The sequence below is a fragment of the Isoptericola sp. NPDC057559 genome (assembly GCF_042801555.1).
Classification (GTDB): domain Bacteria; phylum Actinomycetota; class Actinomycetes; order Actinomycetales; family Cellulomonadaceae; genus Isoptericola.
This window is the reverse complement of record NZ_JBHVFQ010000001.1, coordinates 382683-398939: the sequence shown is the minus strand read 5'-3', so window position 1 is coordinate 398939 and position 16257 is coordinate 382683. Positions and strand designations below refer to the sequence as shown.

Sequence of the window (16257 nt, the reverse complement as noted above, 5' to 3'; positions counted from 1 at the left end):
GTCGACTGGCTGTGCCCGCCACCCCGGATCGTTCCGGGGCGGGGCGCGGCCGACGCACGAATGAACCCTCCTGTCACGGAACGACCGTGACCGCTGAGACCAGAGGAGGTGGGTTGAACACATGCGTCAGTACGAGCTGATGGTGATCCTGGACCCGGAGGTCGAGGAGCGCACCGTGGCCCCGTCGCTGGAGAAGTACCTGTCGGTCATCTCGACCGAGGGTGGCTCCGTCGACAAGGTCGACATCTGGGGTCGTCGCCGCATGGCGTACGACATCAACAAGCGTTCCGAGGGCATCTACGCCGTCGTCGACTTCACCTCGACGCCGGACACCGCGAAGGAGCTGGACCGCCAGCTCGGCCTGAACGAGGCCGTGCTGCGCACCAAGATCCTGCGCAACGACGCCCGCTGAGACCTGAACCGACACTCTGCCCCGTCGCGGGCGACGTCCTCCGGGATGTCAGCGCCCCGTGATGGGATCCCCTCACGACTCTCGGACGAACGAAGGAGCTTGGCATGGCTGGTGACACCGTCATCACGGTGATCGGAAACCTGACCGCGGACCCGGAGCTGCGCTTCACCCCGTCAGGTGCTGCCGTCGCCAACTTCACGATCGCGTCCACGCCGCGCCTGTTCGACCGCCAGACCAACGAGTGGAAGGACGGCGACACGCTGTTCCTGCGCTGCTCGATCTGGCGGGACGCGGCCGAGAACGTCGCCGAGTCGCTGACGAAGGGCATGCGCGTCATCGCGCAGGGCCGTCTGACGCAGCGCTCGTACGAGACCCGCGAGGGGGAGAAGCGCACCGTCGTGGAGCTGCAGGTCGACGAGGTCGGCCCGTCGCTGAGGAGTGCCTCGGCGAAGGTCACCCGCGCCCAGCGCTCCGGTGGCGGCGGCGGCTTCGGCGGTGGCGGCGGCAACCAGGGGGGCGGCTACGGCGGCTCCCAGGGTGGCGGCCAGCCCGGCGGAGGCTTCGGTTCTTCCGGCGGCGGTCAGAGCAACGACCCGTGGGCCACGGCCGGTCCCGCCTCCTCTGGTGGCGGGTTCTCGGACGAGCCCCCGTTCTGATCGACGCCAGTCCCCAGATCATCCTGTCCTCCGACGCCGGCCCTGTGGCCGGACGGCCGTGAGGACTGCACCTGAGAAGGAGCAACACCATGGCGAAGCCTGTGGTGCGCAAGCCCAAGAAGAAGGCCAACCCGCTCAAGACGGCCAAGATCGAGTCCGTCGACTACAAGGACACCGCGCTGCTGCGCAAGTTCATCTCCGACCGCGGCAAGATCCGCGCGCGTCGCGTGACCGGCGTCTCCGTCCAGGAGCAGCGCCAGATCGCCCGTGCGGTGAAGAACGCCCGTGAGATGGCGCTGCTGCCGTACTCGTCCTCGGCCCGCTGACCGGAAGGATCACTGAATCATGTCGAAGCTGATCCTGACCCACGAGGTCACCGGTCTCGGTGAGCCTGGCGACGTCGTCGAGGTGAAGGACGGGTACGCCCGGAACTTCCTCATCCCGCGTCGTCTGGCCACCCCCTGGACCAAGGGCGCCGAGTCCCAGGTCTCCGCGATCCGCAAGGCCCGCAAGGCCCGCGAGATCGCCACGCTGGACGAGGCCAAGGCGGTGGCCGACTCGCTGGCCGCCAAGACGGTCGTCGTCTCGGCGCACGCCGGCGAGTCCGGCCGTCTGTTCGGTGCCGTCACCACCGGTGACATCGCCGACGCGGTCGTGGCCGCCAACGGCCCGCAGGTCGACAAGCGCAAGATCGAGATCGGCCAGCCGATCAAGACGACCGGTGAGTACACCGTGTCGGTGCGCCTGCACCCCGAGGTCTCGGCGAAGATCTCCGTCAAGGTCGTCGCCGGCTGAACGCCTGACGCCTGACGCGCGAAGGTCCCGGTCCCCGCGAGGGGGCCGGGACCTTCGTCGTTCCCGGGACGGCGCGGGGGAGCCCCGGCCGGCTCAGGTCGACAGCCGGGGCACGAGGATGCAGTCGACGAGCTCGACGCCGCCGGGCACGTCCTCGCCGCCGATCTTGCGGACGAGCAGCTCGGCCGCGCGGCGGCCCACCGCCCGCAGGTTGAGGTCAACCGAGGTGATGCTGGGCCGGGCGGCCTCCACGATGACGTCCCAGTTGTCGACGCCGACGACACCCACGGCGTCGGGCGCGGCGACACCGCTCTCGCGCAGACACTCGAGGACGCCGCGCGCGATCTGGTCGTTGGCGCAGAAGACCCCGTCGAAGGTGGTGGTCTCGAGGAGCCGACGGGCCGCCTCGTAGCCCCACCGCTCGGTCCACTCCCCGTACAGGACCTCGCCCCCCGCCAGCTCGGCGCCGAGCTCGTCCAGGGCGCGGGTCGCTCCCTCGACGCGGTGGTTGCTCGCCGTGTGGCGCCGGGGGCCGACGACGACGGCGATGCGGCGGCGGCCGGTGCCCACGAGGTGCGCGATCGCCCGCGCGGCGCCGCCGGCGTCGTCCGGGACCACGGAGACGTCGTCGGGGTCCTGGGACGGCGAGAGCGCGTACACCGCGGGGACGCCGAGGAGCGACGTGATCGACGTGCGGGCGTCGCTGGTGCGGCCGGCGACGATGATGCCGTCGACGTGACGGCTCCGGAGCGTCTGGACGTAGTGCCGCTCGCGGATCGGGTCGCCGCGGCTCTCGGCGAGGAGCATCGAGATCTCGCCGGCGCCGAAGGTGTCCTCCGCGCCGGTGAGGATCGGGATGGTGAACCGGCCGTAGGAGTCGGTCGAGAGCACGCCGACGATGAACGACCGCCCCTCCGCCTGCGCCCGCGCGTCCGGGCTGGGCTCGAAGCCGAGCGCCGCGGCGGCGTCGAGCACCCGCCGGCGCGTCTCGTCGCTCAGCTGGCCGCGACCGTTGAGCGCCTTGGAGACCGTCCCGATCGAGACGCCGCTGGACTCGGCGACCTGCGCCAACGTCACGCGTCCGTGCGCCATGCCCCGTCCTTCCCTCGCTCTGCCGACCTTCGTGACGGCAACGTTTCCGCATCATAGGGCAGGTTCGCCCGCCTGTGCCGTTGACAGCGCGGCAACGGACGGAATAGTTTGCCGCAAACGCGCGGCACAGTTGCCGGGCGTCTCCCGACGAAGGAGATCGACGATGAAGCCTTCCCTCCGGCGACGCAGGCTGGCCCTGCTCGTGGTCACCGCCCTGGCCGCCACCCCCGTGCTCGCCGCCTGCGGCGCGGACGACGGTGCCGGCGACGGCGGGCCCGTCACGCTCGACGTGTGGGCCCGCGACGGCGACAACTCCCTCGACAAGCAGGTGGCCGCGTTCGAGAAGGCGCACCCCGACATCGCGGTCGACGTCACGCTGGTCAACAACGACCAGTACCTGACGAAGTTCGCGAACTCCATCCGCGCCGGCTCGGTGCCCGACCTCATCGACTTCGACATCATCAACGCGCCGCTCCTGGCGACGCAGGGACAGCTGCTCGACATCACCGACAAGGCGGACGCCCTGCCGAACCTCGCCGACGTCGCGGAGGCGGGGGTCGACATCGGCACGCTCGACGACGCCGTGTACTCCCTGCCGGTGGCCCTCACGGGGTCGCAGATGTTCTGGAACAAGAAGCTCTTCACCGAGGCAGGGCTCGACCCCGACACCCCGCCGAAGGACCTCGCCCAGGTCAAGGCGTACGCCGAGAAGATCCAGGCGCTCGGCGACGACGTCACGGGCTTCTCGACCATCGGCGGCGTCGGACAGGCGTTCACCGGGTTCCCCAGCGGCTGGGCCGACGGCGGGGACGTCTTCACCGAGGCGGGGCCGGACCAGACGAGCACCTTCGACGACCCGGCGATGGTCGGCATGGTGTCCTGGTACCAGGACATGTGGGAGTCGGGGCTGATGCAGCCGACCGACGAGCCCAACCAGGACCCGGGCAACGTCGGCAGCCAGAACGCCCTCGCGGGCAAGGTCGGCATCATGTTCACCGGTGCGAACGTGTTCGCCGGCCAGGAGGACGAGTTCGGCTCCGCCGCGGGCATCCCCGGCACGGACGGCGAGCTCGCGTCCTTCCTGGGCGGCAACCAGGCCGCCATCCCGCTCGGCTCGGAGCACCCGGACGAGGCGTGGACGCTCCTCGAGTGGCTCGTCACCGACCGCGAGGCAGCGACGATCAACGGCGAGGCCGGCTGGATCGCCCCCGACCTGAAGCTCGCCGAGGATCTGGCCGAGGACGAGTGGGCGACCCACCGGGTCGGGTCGCTCGCCGTCGGCAGGCTGCCGAAGTCGATCGCCTACTTCGCGACCATCAACGACCCGAACGGCCCGTGGGCGCAGAACTCGCAGGCGGCGATCTTCCAGGGCGCCGACCCGACGACCGCGCTCGACAAGGCGACGCAGCAGGCGGACCAGCTCATCGCCGACGCGTACAACCAGGTGGGCTGAGGCGGTCCCCATGGTCGTCGCACACGCTCCCGTGACCCGCGCGCTCCCGCGGCCCGGCGTCGGACGCCGCCGGGCCGCGGGCCGCAGGGCGGCGCTCGGTCTGCTGCTGGTCTCCCCGGCGCTGCTGCTCTCCCTCGTCTTCTTCGTGGTGCCGCTCGTCCTGCTCGTGGTCATGTCGTTCGCCGACTGGCCCCTGCTGGGCCAGGTCCGTCCCGCCGGCCTGGCGAACTACGCGCGGGCGTTCGGCGACGACACCTTCGCGCGCGCCCTCGTGTTCTCCGTGCTCTTCACCGTCGCCCTCGTGCCGCTCTCGCTGCTGGTCTCCTACGCCGCGGCGGTCATGGTGCGCGGCGAGGGGCGCGTGGTGTCGTTCGTGCGCACCGCGTTCTTCGTGCCCGTCGTCATCGGCTTCACGGCGGCCGCCTACATGGCGTCGGTGATGCTCATGCCGGGCACCGGGGTGCTCAACGTGCTGTTCCGCTCGCTCGGCCTGTCCGACGGCCAGACCGCCTGGTTCACCGACCCGACGCGTGCGTTCTGGGCCATCGTCGTGCTGACGGTCTGGAAGGGGATGGGCGTCGCGATGATCCTGCTGATGGCCGGCATGCAGGCGGTGCCGGGCGAGGTGTACGACGCCGCGAAGATCGACGGCGCGGGCTGGTGGCGCCGGGAGGCGTCGGTGACCTTCCCGCTCATCCGCCGCCAGTTCGCGCTGTGCCTCATCCTCGCGGTGTCCGGCACCCTGCTCGTGTTCGACCAGTTCTTCGTGCTCACCAAGGGCGGCCCGAGCGGCGCCACCACCACGGCCGTGATGTACACGTACGCGCAGTCGTTCGTGCGGTACAACCTCGGCTACGGGGCGGCGCTGTCGATGATCATCACGGCGATCATCCTCGCGCTCGCCGTGATCCAGCTGCGCGCCCTGCGGGCGGGCGGCGGGGAGGCGCAGTCATGACCACGCTCACCCGGACCGTCCCGGGCGCCGCCGCCCCCGTCCGTCGCGGGCGCGAGCCGCGGGCGCACGGCGGCCACCGGTCCCTGTCCTCGGCCGCGTACGTGGTCGGGGGGACCGTCCTGGCGCTCGCGTCCCTCGCGCCCGTCCTGTACATCGCGCTCCGGTCGTTCCTGCCGCCGTCCGCGGACGCCGACGGGATCGGCTGGGGGTCGCTGCTCGACCTCACGGCCGCGAACTACGCGCGGATCTTCGACCCGTCCGTCGGCATCACGACGTACGTGCGCAACTCGTTCGTCGTCGCGATCAGCGTGGCGCTGCTGACCGGGCTCGTCGCCACGCTCGCGGGGTACGCGCTCTCCCGCCTGCGCTTCCCGCTCGCGGCGCTGGTCTTCGTCGTCCTTCTCGGGCCGATGGTGGTGCCGTACCAGGGCCTCCTCACCCCCCTGTCGATCGTGCTCGGCAAGCTCGGCCTGCTCGACTCGCTCACGGGCGTCGTCCTCGTGCTGGTCACGCTCCAGCTGCCGTTCTCCGTGTTCGTCATGCGCAACACGCTGGACGGCATCCCCGTGGAGCTGGAGGAGGCGGCGCAGCTCGACGGCGCCGGCCTCGGCCGGCTGCTGCGGTCCGTCATGGTTCCCCTCGCGTGGCCCGGCGTCGTCACCGTCGGCCTGTTCGGCTTCATGGCGGGCTGGAACGACCTGCTCAGCTCCGTGGTGTTCCTGTCGAGCGAGGACAAGTACACGCTGCCCCTCGCGCTCACGAACATCACGACGTCGTTCAAGATCCCGGGCGTGCAGATCGTCGACCCCGGGCTCCTCACGGCGACGGCCTGCGTCGCCACCGTCCCCGTCGTCATCCTCTTCCTCGCGCTCCAGCGCTACTACACCAAGGGCCTCATCGGGGGTTCGATCAAGTGAAAGGCTCCACCGTGAACACTCCTGCCACGCCGTCGGGCACTACGCCGTCGGGCACCACGTCGCGGGCACCCGCCGGGCGCGAGCTGCCCCTCGGCGCGATCACCCCGCGGGGCTGGCTGCGCGACCAGCTGCGCCTCCAGGCCGACGGCCTCACGGGCCAGCTCGAGAAGATCTGGCCGGACGTCGGCCCGACCAACGCCTGGCGCGGCGGTGTCGACGGCGAGGACTGGGAGCGCGGCCCGTACTACCTCGACGGCCTGCTGCCCCTCGCGCACGTGCTCGAGGACGAGGGGCTGCTCGCGCAGGTGCAGCCCTGGGTCGAGGCGATCCTCGCCTCCCAGCGCGAGGACGGCTTCTTCGGGCCGGCGACCAACGACGACTGGTGGCCGCGCATGGTCGCCCTCAAGGTGCTCACCCAGCACGCGGACGCCACGGGCGACGAACGCGTCGTGCCGTTCCTCCAGCGGTACTTCCGGCACCAGCTCGAGCAGCTGCCGGGGCGCCCGCTGCGCTCGTGGGGGCGGGCGCGCGGCGCCGACAACGCCCTGTCGGTGTGGTGGCTGCACCACCGCACGGGGGAGGAGTGGCTCCTCGACCTCGTCGACGTCCTCGACGCGCAGACGATCCGCTGGGACGACTACCTCGGCGGCGACCTCATCACCGGCGCCGCGCGCGTCTTCTCGCACCGCATCCACGGGCCCAACGTCGCGATGGGCCTCAAGAAGGGCGCCGTCGACTGGGTGCGCGACGGCGACGACACGCACCGGGCCGCCACGGAGCGTTCCTTCGCGAACCTCGACCGCTGGCACGGGCAGGCGCACGGGTGGTTCTCCGGCGACGAGTGGCTCGGCGGCCCGGAGGCGGCGGCCGGCATCGAGACGTGCCAGGTCGTCGAGATGATGTTCACGTGCGGCGTGCTCGCCGCCACGTTCGGGGACGGCGTGCACGGCGACCGGCTGGAGTCGCTGGCCTTCAACCTGCTGCCCGCGTCGTGCGACCCGCGCATGCTTGCGCACCAGTACCACCAGCAGGCCACCCAGCTCGAGGTGTCGGTGGCACGCCGCGACTGGTCGTTCTCCTCCGACGACGCGAACCTGTTCGGCCTCGAGCCGCACTTCGGGTGCTGCACGGCGAACTTCCACCAGGGCTGGCCCAAGTTCGTCCGGAACCTGTGGATGCGGGCCGACGACGGCGGCCTGCGCGCCGTCGCGTACGCGCCCGCCGTGGTGCGCACCGACGTCGGGGGCGACCCGGTGGAGGTGACCGTCCGCACGGCCTACCCGTTCGAGGAGACGATCGCCGTCGACGTCGTCACCGACCGCGCCGAGCCGTTCGACCTGCAGCTGCGGGTGCCCGGCTGGGCGTCGTCGTTCGAGCTCACCGTGGACGGCGAGGCCGTCGACGCCGAGCCCGTGGACGGGTACGTGACGCTGCGACGGTCGTGGGCCGACGCCGCGGACGTGCGTCTCGTGCTGCCGATGGCCCCGCGGGTCGTGCGCCGGGCGCGCCAGGCGGCGGCCGTGTTCCTCGGACCGCTGTCGATGGTGCACCCGCTGGGCGAGAACTGGGTCGAGGTGCCGGGCGCGCCCGGCCTCGGCGAGTGGGAGGTCCATCGCCGCACGTCGTGGAACAAGGCGCTCGCCGACGTCGCGCACGCCGCGTCGTGGGAGGTCGAGCGCGCCCCCGTCCGGGAGGTCCCGTGGGGGCTCGGCGGGCCGCGGCCGGGGGAGGGCTCCCCGGTGAAGGTCCACGCCCCGGGCGCCCGCGCCACCGAGTGGCGCGCGCAGGGCGTCGACGCGCCGCCCCCGCCGCCCAGCCCGCTGCTGGAGCGCGGCGCGGGGGACGACGTGACCCTCGTGCCCTACGGCCTCGCGCGCCTGCGCGTGGCCGAGTTCCCCGTCGTCGGGAGCTGGGCCGACCGCGACGACCCGGACGACCCGCAGTACGCCTGACGTCGATGATGGGTGCCGATGGTTCCCGCCGGCCGCCTCGCCGGCGGGACCGTCGTGCCCGCGGGCCGGCGCCCGCCTGCACGCGACGCCGCCGCCCGACGCCCCGTTCCGAGGAGCCATGACCCCCCGACCGACCACCCCCGCCGGCGAGCCGGCCACCGACCCGGCGCTGCTGCGGACGCTGGCGTCCGCCGGCCTGCCGGCCACGGGGCGCTTCGTCCGCACGGCGGGCTGGGTGAGCACCGCGTGGGTCGGCGACGCCTTCGTCGTCCGGCTGAACGCCGACGCACGGTTCCGCGACGCGTACCGCCACGAGGCGCGGGTCGTCGACCTGCTCGCCGGCAGCGAGGTCCCGCACGCGCGGCGCCTCGCCCACGGCGACGGCCCGGACGGGCCGTGGTACGTCTCCGGACGGCTGCCCGGCCGGACCCTCTACGACGCGTGGCCGACGGCGGACCGGCGCACGCGACGCTCGATCATCGAGAGCCTCGGGGCCGCGCTGCGCGCGCTCCACCGCGTCCCCGTCCCCGCCGGACTGATGCCGCCCTGGCTGACCGGTGCGCTCGCCGGCGGCCCGTGGCCGGCGTTCCACCCGCCCGTGGTGGGCGCGACGCTCCAGCAGGTCGAGGCTGCCCGGCGGCGGCCCGGGCACGACCCGCGCCTGCTCGCGGACGTCGACGCGTGGGTCCGGGAGCGGCTGGACCTGTTCGCCGCCGACCGGCCCGTCCTCGTCCACGGCGACCTCCACGGATCGAACCTCGTCGTCGACCGCGGACGCGTCACCGGCATCATCGACTTCGCGGAGGCGGTGGCCCAGCCGGCCGACGTCGAGCTCGACACCCTCCTCCGCTGGTGCGCCCGAGCGCGCGAGTTCCCCCCCACGCCGGACGACCGAGGGCTCGACGAGACCACGCTGGCGGAGGTTCCCGGCTGGCTGCACGGCGCGTACCCGGAGCTGTTCGAGCGCGAGCACCTGCGTGAGCGGCTGAACTTCTACGACATGTACGGAGAGCTCACGCTGTCCGCACACCACCCGTGGCCCGACGCCCGTGACGCGGCGCAGGCTCGCGTCGCACGCCTGCTGTCCGGCCACAACCATCTGGACGGGCTCGTCTGGTAGGCCACGATGACGACGGCCCCGAACCCCTCTCGAGGGGGCCGGGGCCGTCGTCGTTCCTCCCGTCAGGTCGTCACTTGAGCGGCTTCAGGTCGACGTCGTAGACCGTCGTCTGGCCGGCGACGACCTGCGCCGTCCGGACGGCCGGCACGAAGCCGTTCGCCGCGACGACGAGCTGGAGCGGCCCGTTCGCCTTGGGCATCCAGTACGCGTACCTCCCGTCGGCGCCCGTGACGAGCGTCGTGTCGTACGCCTTGCCGTCGAGGAGCACCACGGCCCCGTCGATCGGCGCACCGCTGCCGGTCACCGTGCCGGTGACCTTGCCCCAGCCGGCCGGCGCCTTGACGGTCATCAGGGCGGCGACGGTGGGAGCGGTGTACGGGGTGTCCCCGCCCACCGTGATGGTGGCCGAGTAGGCACCCGGCTGCTCCACCGCGGCGGTGAGGGTCGCCGCGGCCTGCACGGACGCCCCCGGTGCCAGCGTCAGCGTCGGCGGCTGGACGTCCAGCCACGAGACGCCGGCGCCGCCCGAGGTCTCGCCCGACACGTTCATGACGATGTGCATGTCGGGGAAGCCGATCTCGACGGCGTCGGTGGGCTCCGTGAGCCCGCAGCCCTCCGCACGCAGGTAGGACGGCGCGGTCTGGCCCGCGTCGTTCGACCCGATGAAGAAGAACCCGGTGGCCCGGACGTCGATCTCGACGACGAGCGTGCCACCCTTCGGCACGTCGCCCGTGACGGGCACCGACACGACGGTGCCGCCGGCGTCGGTCCCGACCGTGGCGTCGGCGCTGCCGACCTTCGTCATGTTGGCGTACGTGAGGTCACCGTCCAGCGTGTACAGGTTCACGGTCACCGGCTGGGCGGACTGGACGGTCTCGACGCCGAACGACACGCTCTTCACGTCGAACGCGCCGTCGATGCCGAAGTCGCTCAGGGTGAACGTGCGCAGGTACGCGTTGTTCTCCGTGGTCACCTGGTTGGTGCAGGCCGCCGAGTTGTTCGCGACGATGTCCTGCGACGCGGAGTGGGTCAGGGTGGTCTCGTCGAGCGGGACGGCCGCCAGGTCGGGCGTCACGGTGCCGAACTTCGCACCGGACGACGCGAGACCCTTCGTCTTCCCGTCCGCGGTGCCGAACCCGGAGCCGTTCGTGCCGCGCGCCGGCTCGGCCGAGGCGGGCACGGTGGCGTCGTCCGTGACGTGGTTGATCACGGCGCCCTCGGTCCCCTTGACCCCGAGCATCTCGAACCCGCCGCCGCCCGTGCCCAGCGAGACGTCCACCGGCTCGGTGCCGGTGTTCGTCACGCGGAACGCGCGGGACGCCGTGCCACCCATCCCGAGGGCGGCGGAGATGCTCTCCTTGTTCACCTCGAGACGGCCCGCGCCGAGCGCGACGTTCCGCGTCACGACCTGGCCGTCCTCCGTGAGGGCCGCGTTGCGGGTGGCGCCCGCGTACGCGTCCTTCGCGTAGGTGATCCCGTACCGCTCGAGCGGGAGCCGAGCGGTGTAGGTGCCGTCCGCGCCCGTGGTCACGACCGTCTCGTCCCCGTCGTCCTTCGACGTGATCGTGACGGTGACGCCCTCGAGCGGCGCCTTCGTGTTGCCGTCGGTCACGGTGCCGTTCACGGCGCCCATGCCGGTGACGTCGTACGTGACGGACAGCCCGTCGCGCACGGCCGGCGCGTTGTACGAGAACTGGGACGCGACCGCGCCCCGGGCGTCCTCGATGCCGATCGTCGCGGAGCTGCCGCGGGCGGTGTCGGTGTCCGTCGTCGCGCCGTAGCCCAGCACGACCCGGCCGTCGGCGAGGAGCGTGGCCGAGAAGTTCACGCGGTCGGTCGCCGGCGTGTACTTGCGGACGTTGCGCCATTCGACGACGAACGCGTCGACGCCGTCGACGGTCGTGCTGCCGGTGTAGACGGCCGACTCCGCGTCCACGTTCAGGTCGTCCCAGAACGGGTAGATCGCGCCGTTCGGCGCGGCCGCGCTCGGGAGCGCACCGTTCGAGAGGCTCGTCGACGACGCGAGGAAGTTCAGGAACCCGTTGGTCGAGACGAACGCGCTGTCGTACGACTCGCCGTAGAACGGGAAGCTGAACGGCAGGTCGACCGGGGCGGCCTTGTCGTCCCCGGTGAGAGCCAGCAGGGTGTCGCCGGTCGCGACGCCGGCGTCACCGGTGGTGCAGTAGTAGCCGTAGCCGTCGAGCAGCCGCTTGAGGGTGGCGTTGACCGTCTCGTTGCCGTCGACGACCACCTCGGTGCTGAACGGCGCGGCGCAGGTGCCCGCCGAGACGCTCAGCGTGTACGTGCCGTCGGGGACGCCGGCGACGGAGTACTTCCCGTCGGCGCCGGTCGTGACGGCGTCGAGCGGACCGGAGAGCTTGACGACCGCGCCCGCCGTGGGCGAGCCGTCCTTCTCCGTGACCGTGCCGGAGACCGTGCGGGTCGCCGCCCTCTGCAGCGTGATCGGCACGGTGACCGTCTCGTCGACGGCGACCGTGACGTCCGTCGACGCCGAGGCGACGTACCCGAAGGCCTTCGCGCTGACCGCGTAGCCGCCCACGGGCAGCTCGGCGGCGAACGCGCCGTCCGTGCCCGTCGAGACGGTGCGGTCCCGGGCGCCGTCGAACGTCACCTCGGCGCCGGCGACGGGAGCGCCGTCGGCGTCCGTGACCGTGCCCGCGACGGTGCCCGTGTCGCCCACGGGGGCGGCGTCGAGCAGCGCCATGACGTCGAGCTTGCCCTCGCCCCAGACGTTGTTGTCGTCCGCGGTGCCGCCGCAGGTCGTGTCGTCGACGTCGACCGCGGCGCCGTCGAGCAGGGCCTGCGTCTCGTCGATCTGGCCGACGAGGCTCGGTGCCGCGCTCCACAGCAGCGCGACCGCGCCCGCGAGGTGCGGGGCCGCCATCGACGTGCCCGAGTACGAGCCGTAGCTGCCGCCCGGCAGGGAGGAGCGGACGTTCGCGCCCGGCGCGGCGATGTTCGGCTTGACGCCGGAGCTCTCACCGGGCCCGCGCGACGAGAACGCCGCGATGTTGCCCGACGAGTCGAACGCGCCCACCGAGTAGGTGGCCGAGTTCGCGCCCGGCGACGACGTGGACCGGCACGCCGGCCCCTCGTTGCCCGCCGACCAGGTGCCGAAGATGCCGGCGGCCTCCCACGCGGCGATCTCCGCGGCCATGAAGTCGTCGATGGCGCCCGACGCGTCCAGGCCCCACGAGTTGTTCACCACCTGGGGACGCTTGCTCGGGTCGGGGTCGCTGCCGTCCACCTTGGTGGGCGCGAGCACCCACTGGCCGGACTCGAGCAGGTCGGCGTCCGAGCAGGTGGAGCAGCCGTTGGCCGCGATCCAGTCCGCGCCGGGGGCGACGCCGATCTGGTTGCCGGCGCCGTCGTCGCCCACCATGGTGCCCATCGTGTGGCTGCCGTGGCCGTCGGTGTCACAGGGGGAGTCACCGGCGCAGGCGTTCGACGAGTCGAACCAGTTGTAGTCGTTCACGACGCTGCCGTCGGCCTGCAGGCCGCGGTAGTGGGGGGCGAGCGCCGGGTGGTCGCCCGCCACGCCCGAGTCGATGTTGGCCACGGTGATGCCCTGGCCGGTGTAGCCGAGCCCCCAGGCGTCGTCCGCGTTGATCGCCTGCACGCCCCACTCGACGGACTGCTTGGCGTGCTCCCCGGACTTGTCCCGCTTCACCGGCTCGACGAGGTCGAAGCTCGTGGGCGCGGTGATGCGCGTGACCTCCGGGGACCGCGCGAGCGAGGTGGCGAGGGCGTCGTTGCCGTCGCGCACCAGGATGCGGTTGGAGATCCAGAAGGTCTCGTAGTCGGTGCCCGCGGCGTCGAGGGCCTTCACGAGGTCCGCCTGCGACCGGTCGGCCACGGCGGTGAGGGTGTCGTAGACGTACTGCCCGCGCTCGTCCCAGTCGGCGATGTCCTGCGCCGCGCCGAGGTCGGCGGTGTCGGTGAGCTCGAGCCAGAAGTCCGCGGGGCCGGCGTCGAGGTCCTTCTCGACGGCGGACGCGATCTTGTCCTCGGGGTCGGGCACGGTGCCCGACGGTGCGAGGGGCGGATCGGCGGTGGCGGCGAATGCCGGCGCCACCCCGGCCGCGGACGTGGCGAGGAGGGCGAGGGCCGCGCTCGTCGCGACCCACCCCCTCCTCGTGCGAGTTGATGAGTGCACGCTTCCTCCCGGTGGGGGAGTCCCCGGGTGTGGGGACGTCGTGACGGGCGCCCGGTCGGGGCCCACCCTCCAGGTCAGCCGGGGATCCTCCGGCGGACAAGGGCGGGCGGCGGCCAGTTTCCGGTCAGTCCCGGGACAGCTCCGGGTCGGGCCCCGGGCACCGGTCGCCGGGCGATCCCGGCTGAACTCTGATAGGCACCTGGGTAAACGGTGTCCACGACCTACTCGGAGCACGTGTCGGACGGAGAACGGCGATGCCCCACGAGAACCCGGTCGAGCCGGCCGGCGGCTACGTCCTGTGCATCGGCCTGCCCCTGCACCGGGTCGGCGAGGTGGCCCGCCTGCTGCGCGGGAAGGTGGCCGTGATCGCGACCGCCGACACGGACGGGGCGCGGATGCTCCTCGGCCCGCCCGCCGTCGCGGTGATGCCCGACGACGGGTCGCCGCACGCGCTGGAGGTGCACGCCCGCGCGCCCGCGGTCGCGTCCGCGGAGGACCGGCCGACGTCGCACGTGGTCGCCCTCGCCCCGCACGACGACCAGGGCGGCGACGTCCTCGTCCCGAGCCCGCCCGCCGGGGGCCGCGGTGCCCCGGACCGCGCCGGGCCGCGCGCCGGCGGGCCGGGGGCGCTCGCGGGCGAGGCGGACCGGGCGCGCCGGATCGTGCTGGGGAAGCTCGCGGTGGACCTGGCGGCCCGGGAGGTCACCGCGGGCGGGGTGTCCGTGCACCTGTCGATGCGCGAGTTCGACCTGCTGGCGGCGCTGGCCTCCGCGCCGGACCGGGTCTGGTCGTTCGCCGAGCTCACCCGCACCGTGTGGCGCACGGGCTACCTGGGCGACCCGGACCCGGTGACGTCGGCCGTCAAGCGCCTCCGCAAGCGGCTGCGGGTGGTCCCGGAGCTGCGCGTCATGTCCGTGCGCGGCATCGGGTACCGGCTGCGGGTGCCCGGCTGACCGGCTGCCGTCACACCGCGTTCACGGGGCGGTCCGCCGGCGTCACGCGCCCGTGACCATCCACCGGTCGCCGCGCGCCCGCAGCCCGGTCGTCAGGGCGCGGGCCGCCATGAAGACGCCGGCGAACGCGCCCCACAGCCATGCCAGGCCGACCGCACCGTCGGGCGCCCAGGCCCGCACCGCGAGGGCGAAGGGCACGTAGACGACGAGGGTCACCATGCCCGCCCACGCGAGGAACCGGCCGTCGCCGGCGCCGATGAGGACGCCGTCGAGCACGAACACCCAGCCCGCCATCGGCATCAGCACGCCCGTGACGAGGAGGCCGGCGGTGATCGCGACGCGCACGTCGTGGTCGGAGGTGAACAGCGGGGCGACCCACCATCCCGAGACGGCGAACAGGACGCCGATGACGACGCCCGCGCCGACGCCCCACTGCAGCGAGCGGCGCAGGACGGCGCGCACCCGCCCGACGTCGCCCGAGCCGAGCCCGTGGCCCACCAGCGCCTGCCCGGCGATCGCGAGGGCGTCGAGCGCGAACGCCGCAAGCCCCCACAGGCTGTTGACGACCTGGTAGCCGGCGAGGGCGGTGGCGCCGAGGCTCGCCGCCACCGCCACCGTCACGAGGATCGCCAGCCGCAGGGACGCCGTGCGGACGAAGAGCGGCGCGCCCGCCCGGGCGTTCGCCCAGATCCCCGCGTGGTGCGGGCGCAGCGACGCGTGGTGGCGGCGGGCGCCGCGGACCACGACGACCGTGAGCACGGCGGCCATGCCGAGCTGCGTGGCCGCCGTGCCGATCGCCGAGCCGGCGATGCCGAGGCCCGCGCCGTACACGAGGGTGACGGACAGGACGGCGTTGACGACCGCGCCCGTGGACGCGACCCACAGGGGCGTCCGGGTGTCCTGCAGGCCGCGCAGCACGCCCGTCGACGCCAGGACGACGAGCATCCCGGGCAGCCCGATCACGGACCAGCGCAGGTAGGTGGCCGCGTACCCCGCGATGTCCTGGCCGGCGCCCATCGCCCCGACGGCCCAGTGCGCCCCGACGGCGAGGAGCGCGGCGAGCACGACACCCAGGCCGAGGGCGAGCCACATGCCGTCGACGCCCGACTGGAGCGCGTCGCGGGTGCGGCCCGCGCCGACCAGCCGGGCCACGGCGGCGGTGGTGGCGTAGGCGAGGAACACGCACAGCCCGACGAGCGTGACGAGGAGCGTCGAGGCGACGGACAGGCCGGCGAGCTGGTCGGTGCCGAGGTGGCCGACGACCGCGCTGTCGACGAGGACGAACAGCGGCTCGGCGACGAGGGCGCCCAGCGCGGGCAGGGCGAGGGCGAGGATGTCGCGGTCGATGCGCCGTCGGTCGTCCCTGTGGACAACCGTGCGGGGCGCGGCGTCCGGCGTGTGACCGTCGGGAGGCGTCGGTGAAGGAGGGGTGTCGCCGGGGTGTCCGGCGTCCGGATCGGGGGTGCGGTGCACGTCACCCAACTTTCTTCTCCTCCACAGCCTGAGGGTAACGACGCCGCAGGTCAGCGGCCCGCCAGAAGTTGTACACAGCCGATATCCCCAGTTGTGCACAGGGCTTTCCACCGCCCGTGCACAGGCTCGACCACCCTGTCCACAGGTCGGTCCACACCTGTGTCCACAACGGCCGTTGCGCAGGGTCGCGGGCGCGCCTAGCGTCGTCCGCGGTGTCAGTGCCCCACGGTAGAACGTGGACCTGACAGCAGGGAGTCGGAGTCCGGTGACGGACCGGACGCCGGCGACGGCGGGGGAGCAGG

The 16257-nt window shown here is 73.0% G+C and carries 13 protein-coding genes; 10 read left to right on the top strand and 3 right to left on the bottom strand.

Annotated elements, in window-relative coordinates:
• Positions 1–121 precede the first annotated feature (121 nt).
• The 4 genes from rpsF to rplI all read left to right on the top strand — a co-directional run bounded on the left by rpsF (position 122) and on the right by rplI (position 1863).
• Entirely contained in the window at positions 122–412 is a 291-nt protein-coding gene (rpsF, locus tag ACFU5J_RS01805; protein WP_430573586.1) for a 30S ribosomal protein S6, read from the top strand.
• A gap of 104 nt (positions 413–516) precedes the next feature.
• Complete coding sequence (locus ACFU5J_RS01800) at positions 517–1068, top strand: single-stranded DNA-binding protein (protein WP_380318860.1); 552 nt, start codon at positions 517–519, stop codon at positions 1066–1068.
• 89 nt (positions 1069–1157) lie between these two features.
• Positions 1158–1394, top strand: coding sequence for a 30S ribosomal protein S18 (gene rpsR, locus ACFU5J_RS01795; protein ID WP_100422261.1), 237 nt, complete (start codon positions 1158–1160; stop codon positions 1392–1394).
• A gap of 19 nt (positions 1395–1413) precedes the next feature.
• Positions 1414–1863: a 50S ribosomal protein L9 gene (gene rplI / locus ACFU5J_RS01790; protein ID WP_430573585.1), complete on the top strand. Its 450-nt coding sequence runs from the start codon at positions 1414–1416 to the stop codon at positions 1861–1863.
• Between the two features lie 93 nt (positions 1864–1956).
• Here rplI and ACFU5J_RS01785 read toward each other — a convergent pair whose 3' ends face one another.
• The gene (locus ACFU5J_RS01785; RefSeq protein ID WP_430573584.1) at positions 1957–2955 is read right to left on the bottom strand and encodes a LacI family DNA-binding transcriptional regulator; all 999 of its coding nucleotides are present in this window, start codon (positions 2953–2955) and stop codon (positions 1957–1959) included.
• 163 nt (positions 2956–3118) lie between these two features.
• Between ACFU5J_RS01785 and ACFU5J_RS01780 the strand changes: the two genes are divergently transcribed.
• The 5 genes from ACFU5J_RS01780 (at position 3119) to ACFU5J_RS01760 (ending at position 9352) form a co-directional block, all read left to right on the top strand.
• Entirely contained in the window at positions 3119–4408 is a 1290-nt protein-coding gene (locus tag ACFU5J_RS01780; RefSeq protein ID WP_430573583.1) for an ABC transporter substrate-binding protein, read from the top strand.
• A 10-nt stretch (positions 4409–4418) separates the two neighbouring features.
• The gene (locus ACFU5J_RS01775; RefSeq protein WP_430577617.1) at positions 4419–5363 is read left to right on the top strand and encodes a carbohydrate ABC transporter permease; all 945 of its coding nucleotides are present in this window, start codon (positions 4419–4421) and stop codon (positions 5361–5363) included.
• The gene (locus ACFU5J_RS01770) at positions 5360–6280 is read left to right on the top strand and encodes a carbohydrate ABC transporter permease (protein WP_430577616.1); all 921 of its coding nucleotides are present in this window, start codon (positions 5360–5362) and stop codon (positions 6278–6280) included. Before ACFU5J_RS01775 ends, ACFU5J_RS01770 begins: the two co-directional genes overlap by 4 nt.
• A gap of 11 nt (positions 6281–6291) precedes the next feature.
• Entirely contained in the window at positions 6292–8232 is a 1941-nt protein-coding gene (locus tag ACFU5J_RS01765; protein ID WP_430577615.1) for a beta-L-arabinofuranosidase domain-containing protein, read from the top strand.
• A 118-nt stretch (positions 8233–8350) separates the two neighbouring features.
• Positions 8351–9352, top strand: a complete 1002-nt coding sequence (locus tag ACFU5J_RS01760; RefSeq protein ID WP_430577614.1) for a phosphotransferase family protein — start codon at positions 8351–8353, stop codon at positions 9350–9352.
• A 70-nt stretch (positions 9353–9422) separates the two neighbouring features.
• Here the strand turns inward: ACFU5J_RS01760 and ACFU5J_RS01755 are convergent, their stop codons facing one another.
• On the bottom strand, positions 9423–13394 hold the full coding sequence (locus tag ACFU5J_RS01755) for a carboxypeptidase regulatory-like domain-containing protein (RefSeq protein ID WP_430577613.1): 3972 nt from the start codon (positions 13392–13394) through the stop codon (positions 9423–9425).
• Positions 13395–13783: 389 nt separating this feature from the next.
• Here ACFU5J_RS01755 and ACFU5J_RS01750 point away from each other — a divergent pair, with 389 nt between their 5' ends.
• Positions 13784–14482 (top strand): winged helix-turn-helix domain-containing protein, encoded by a 699-nt coding sequence (locus ACFU5J_RS01750; RefSeq protein ID WP_430573577.1) that lies wholly within the window; start codon positions 13784–13786, stop codon positions 14480–14482.
• Between the two features lie 42 nt (positions 14483–14524).
• Here the strand turns inward: ACFU5J_RS01750 and ACFU5J_RS01745 are convergent, their stop codons facing one another.
• Positions 14525–15829 (bottom strand): MATE family efflux transporter, encoded by a 1305-nt coding sequence (locus ACFU5J_RS01745; protein ID WP_430577757.1) that lies wholly within the window; start codon positions 15827–15829, stop codon positions 14525–14527.
• Between the last annotated feature and the right edge of the window lie 428 nt (positions 15830–16257).

What these genes read in the sequence shown, in the direction of transcription:
- ACFU5J_RS01800 (WP_380318860.1), top strand. Translation starts at nt 517, where the DNA reads ATGGCTGGTGACACCGTCATCACGGTGATCGGAAACCTGACCGCGGAC.
- rpsR (WP_100422261.1), top strand. Translation starts at nt 1,158, where the DNA reads ATGGCGAAGCCTGTGGTGCGCAAGCCCAAGAAGAAGGCCAACCCGCTC.
- ACFU5J_RS01785 (WP_430573584.1), bottom strand. Translation starts at nt 2,955, where the DNA reads ATGGCGCACGGACGCGTGACGTTGGCGCAGGTCGCCGAGTCCAGCGGC.
- ACFU5J_RS01775 (WP_430577617.1), top strand. Translation starts at nt 4,419, where the DNA reads ATGGTCGTCGCACACGCTCCCGTGACCCGCGCGCTCCCGCGGCCCGGC.
- ACFU5J_RS01780 (WP_430573583.1), top strand. Translation starts at nt 3,119, where the DNA reads ATGAAGCCTTCCCTCCGGCGACGCAGGCTGGCCCTGCTCGTGGTCACC.
- ACFU5J_RS01750 (WP_430573577.1), top strand. Translation starts at nt 13,784, where the DNA reads ATGCCCCACGAGAACCCGGTCGAGCCGGCCGGCGGCTACGTCCTGTGC.
- ACFU5J_RS01770 (WP_430577616.1), top strand. Translation starts at nt 5,360, where the DNA reads ATGACCACGCTCACCCGGACCGTCCCGGGCGCCGCCGCCCCCGTCCGT.
- rplI (WP_430573585.1), top strand. Translation starts at nt 1,414, where the DNA reads ATGTCGAAGCTGATCCTGACCCACGAGGTCACCGGTCTCGGTGAGCCT.
- rpsF (WP_430573586.1), top strand. Translation starts at nt 122, where the DNA reads ATGCGTCAGTACGAGCTGATGGTGATCCTGGACCCGGAGGTCGAGGAG.
- ACFU5J_RS01760 (WP_430577614.1), top strand. Translation starts at nt 8,351, where the DNA reads ATGACCCCCCGACCGACCACCCCCGCCGGCGAGCCGGCCACCGACCCG.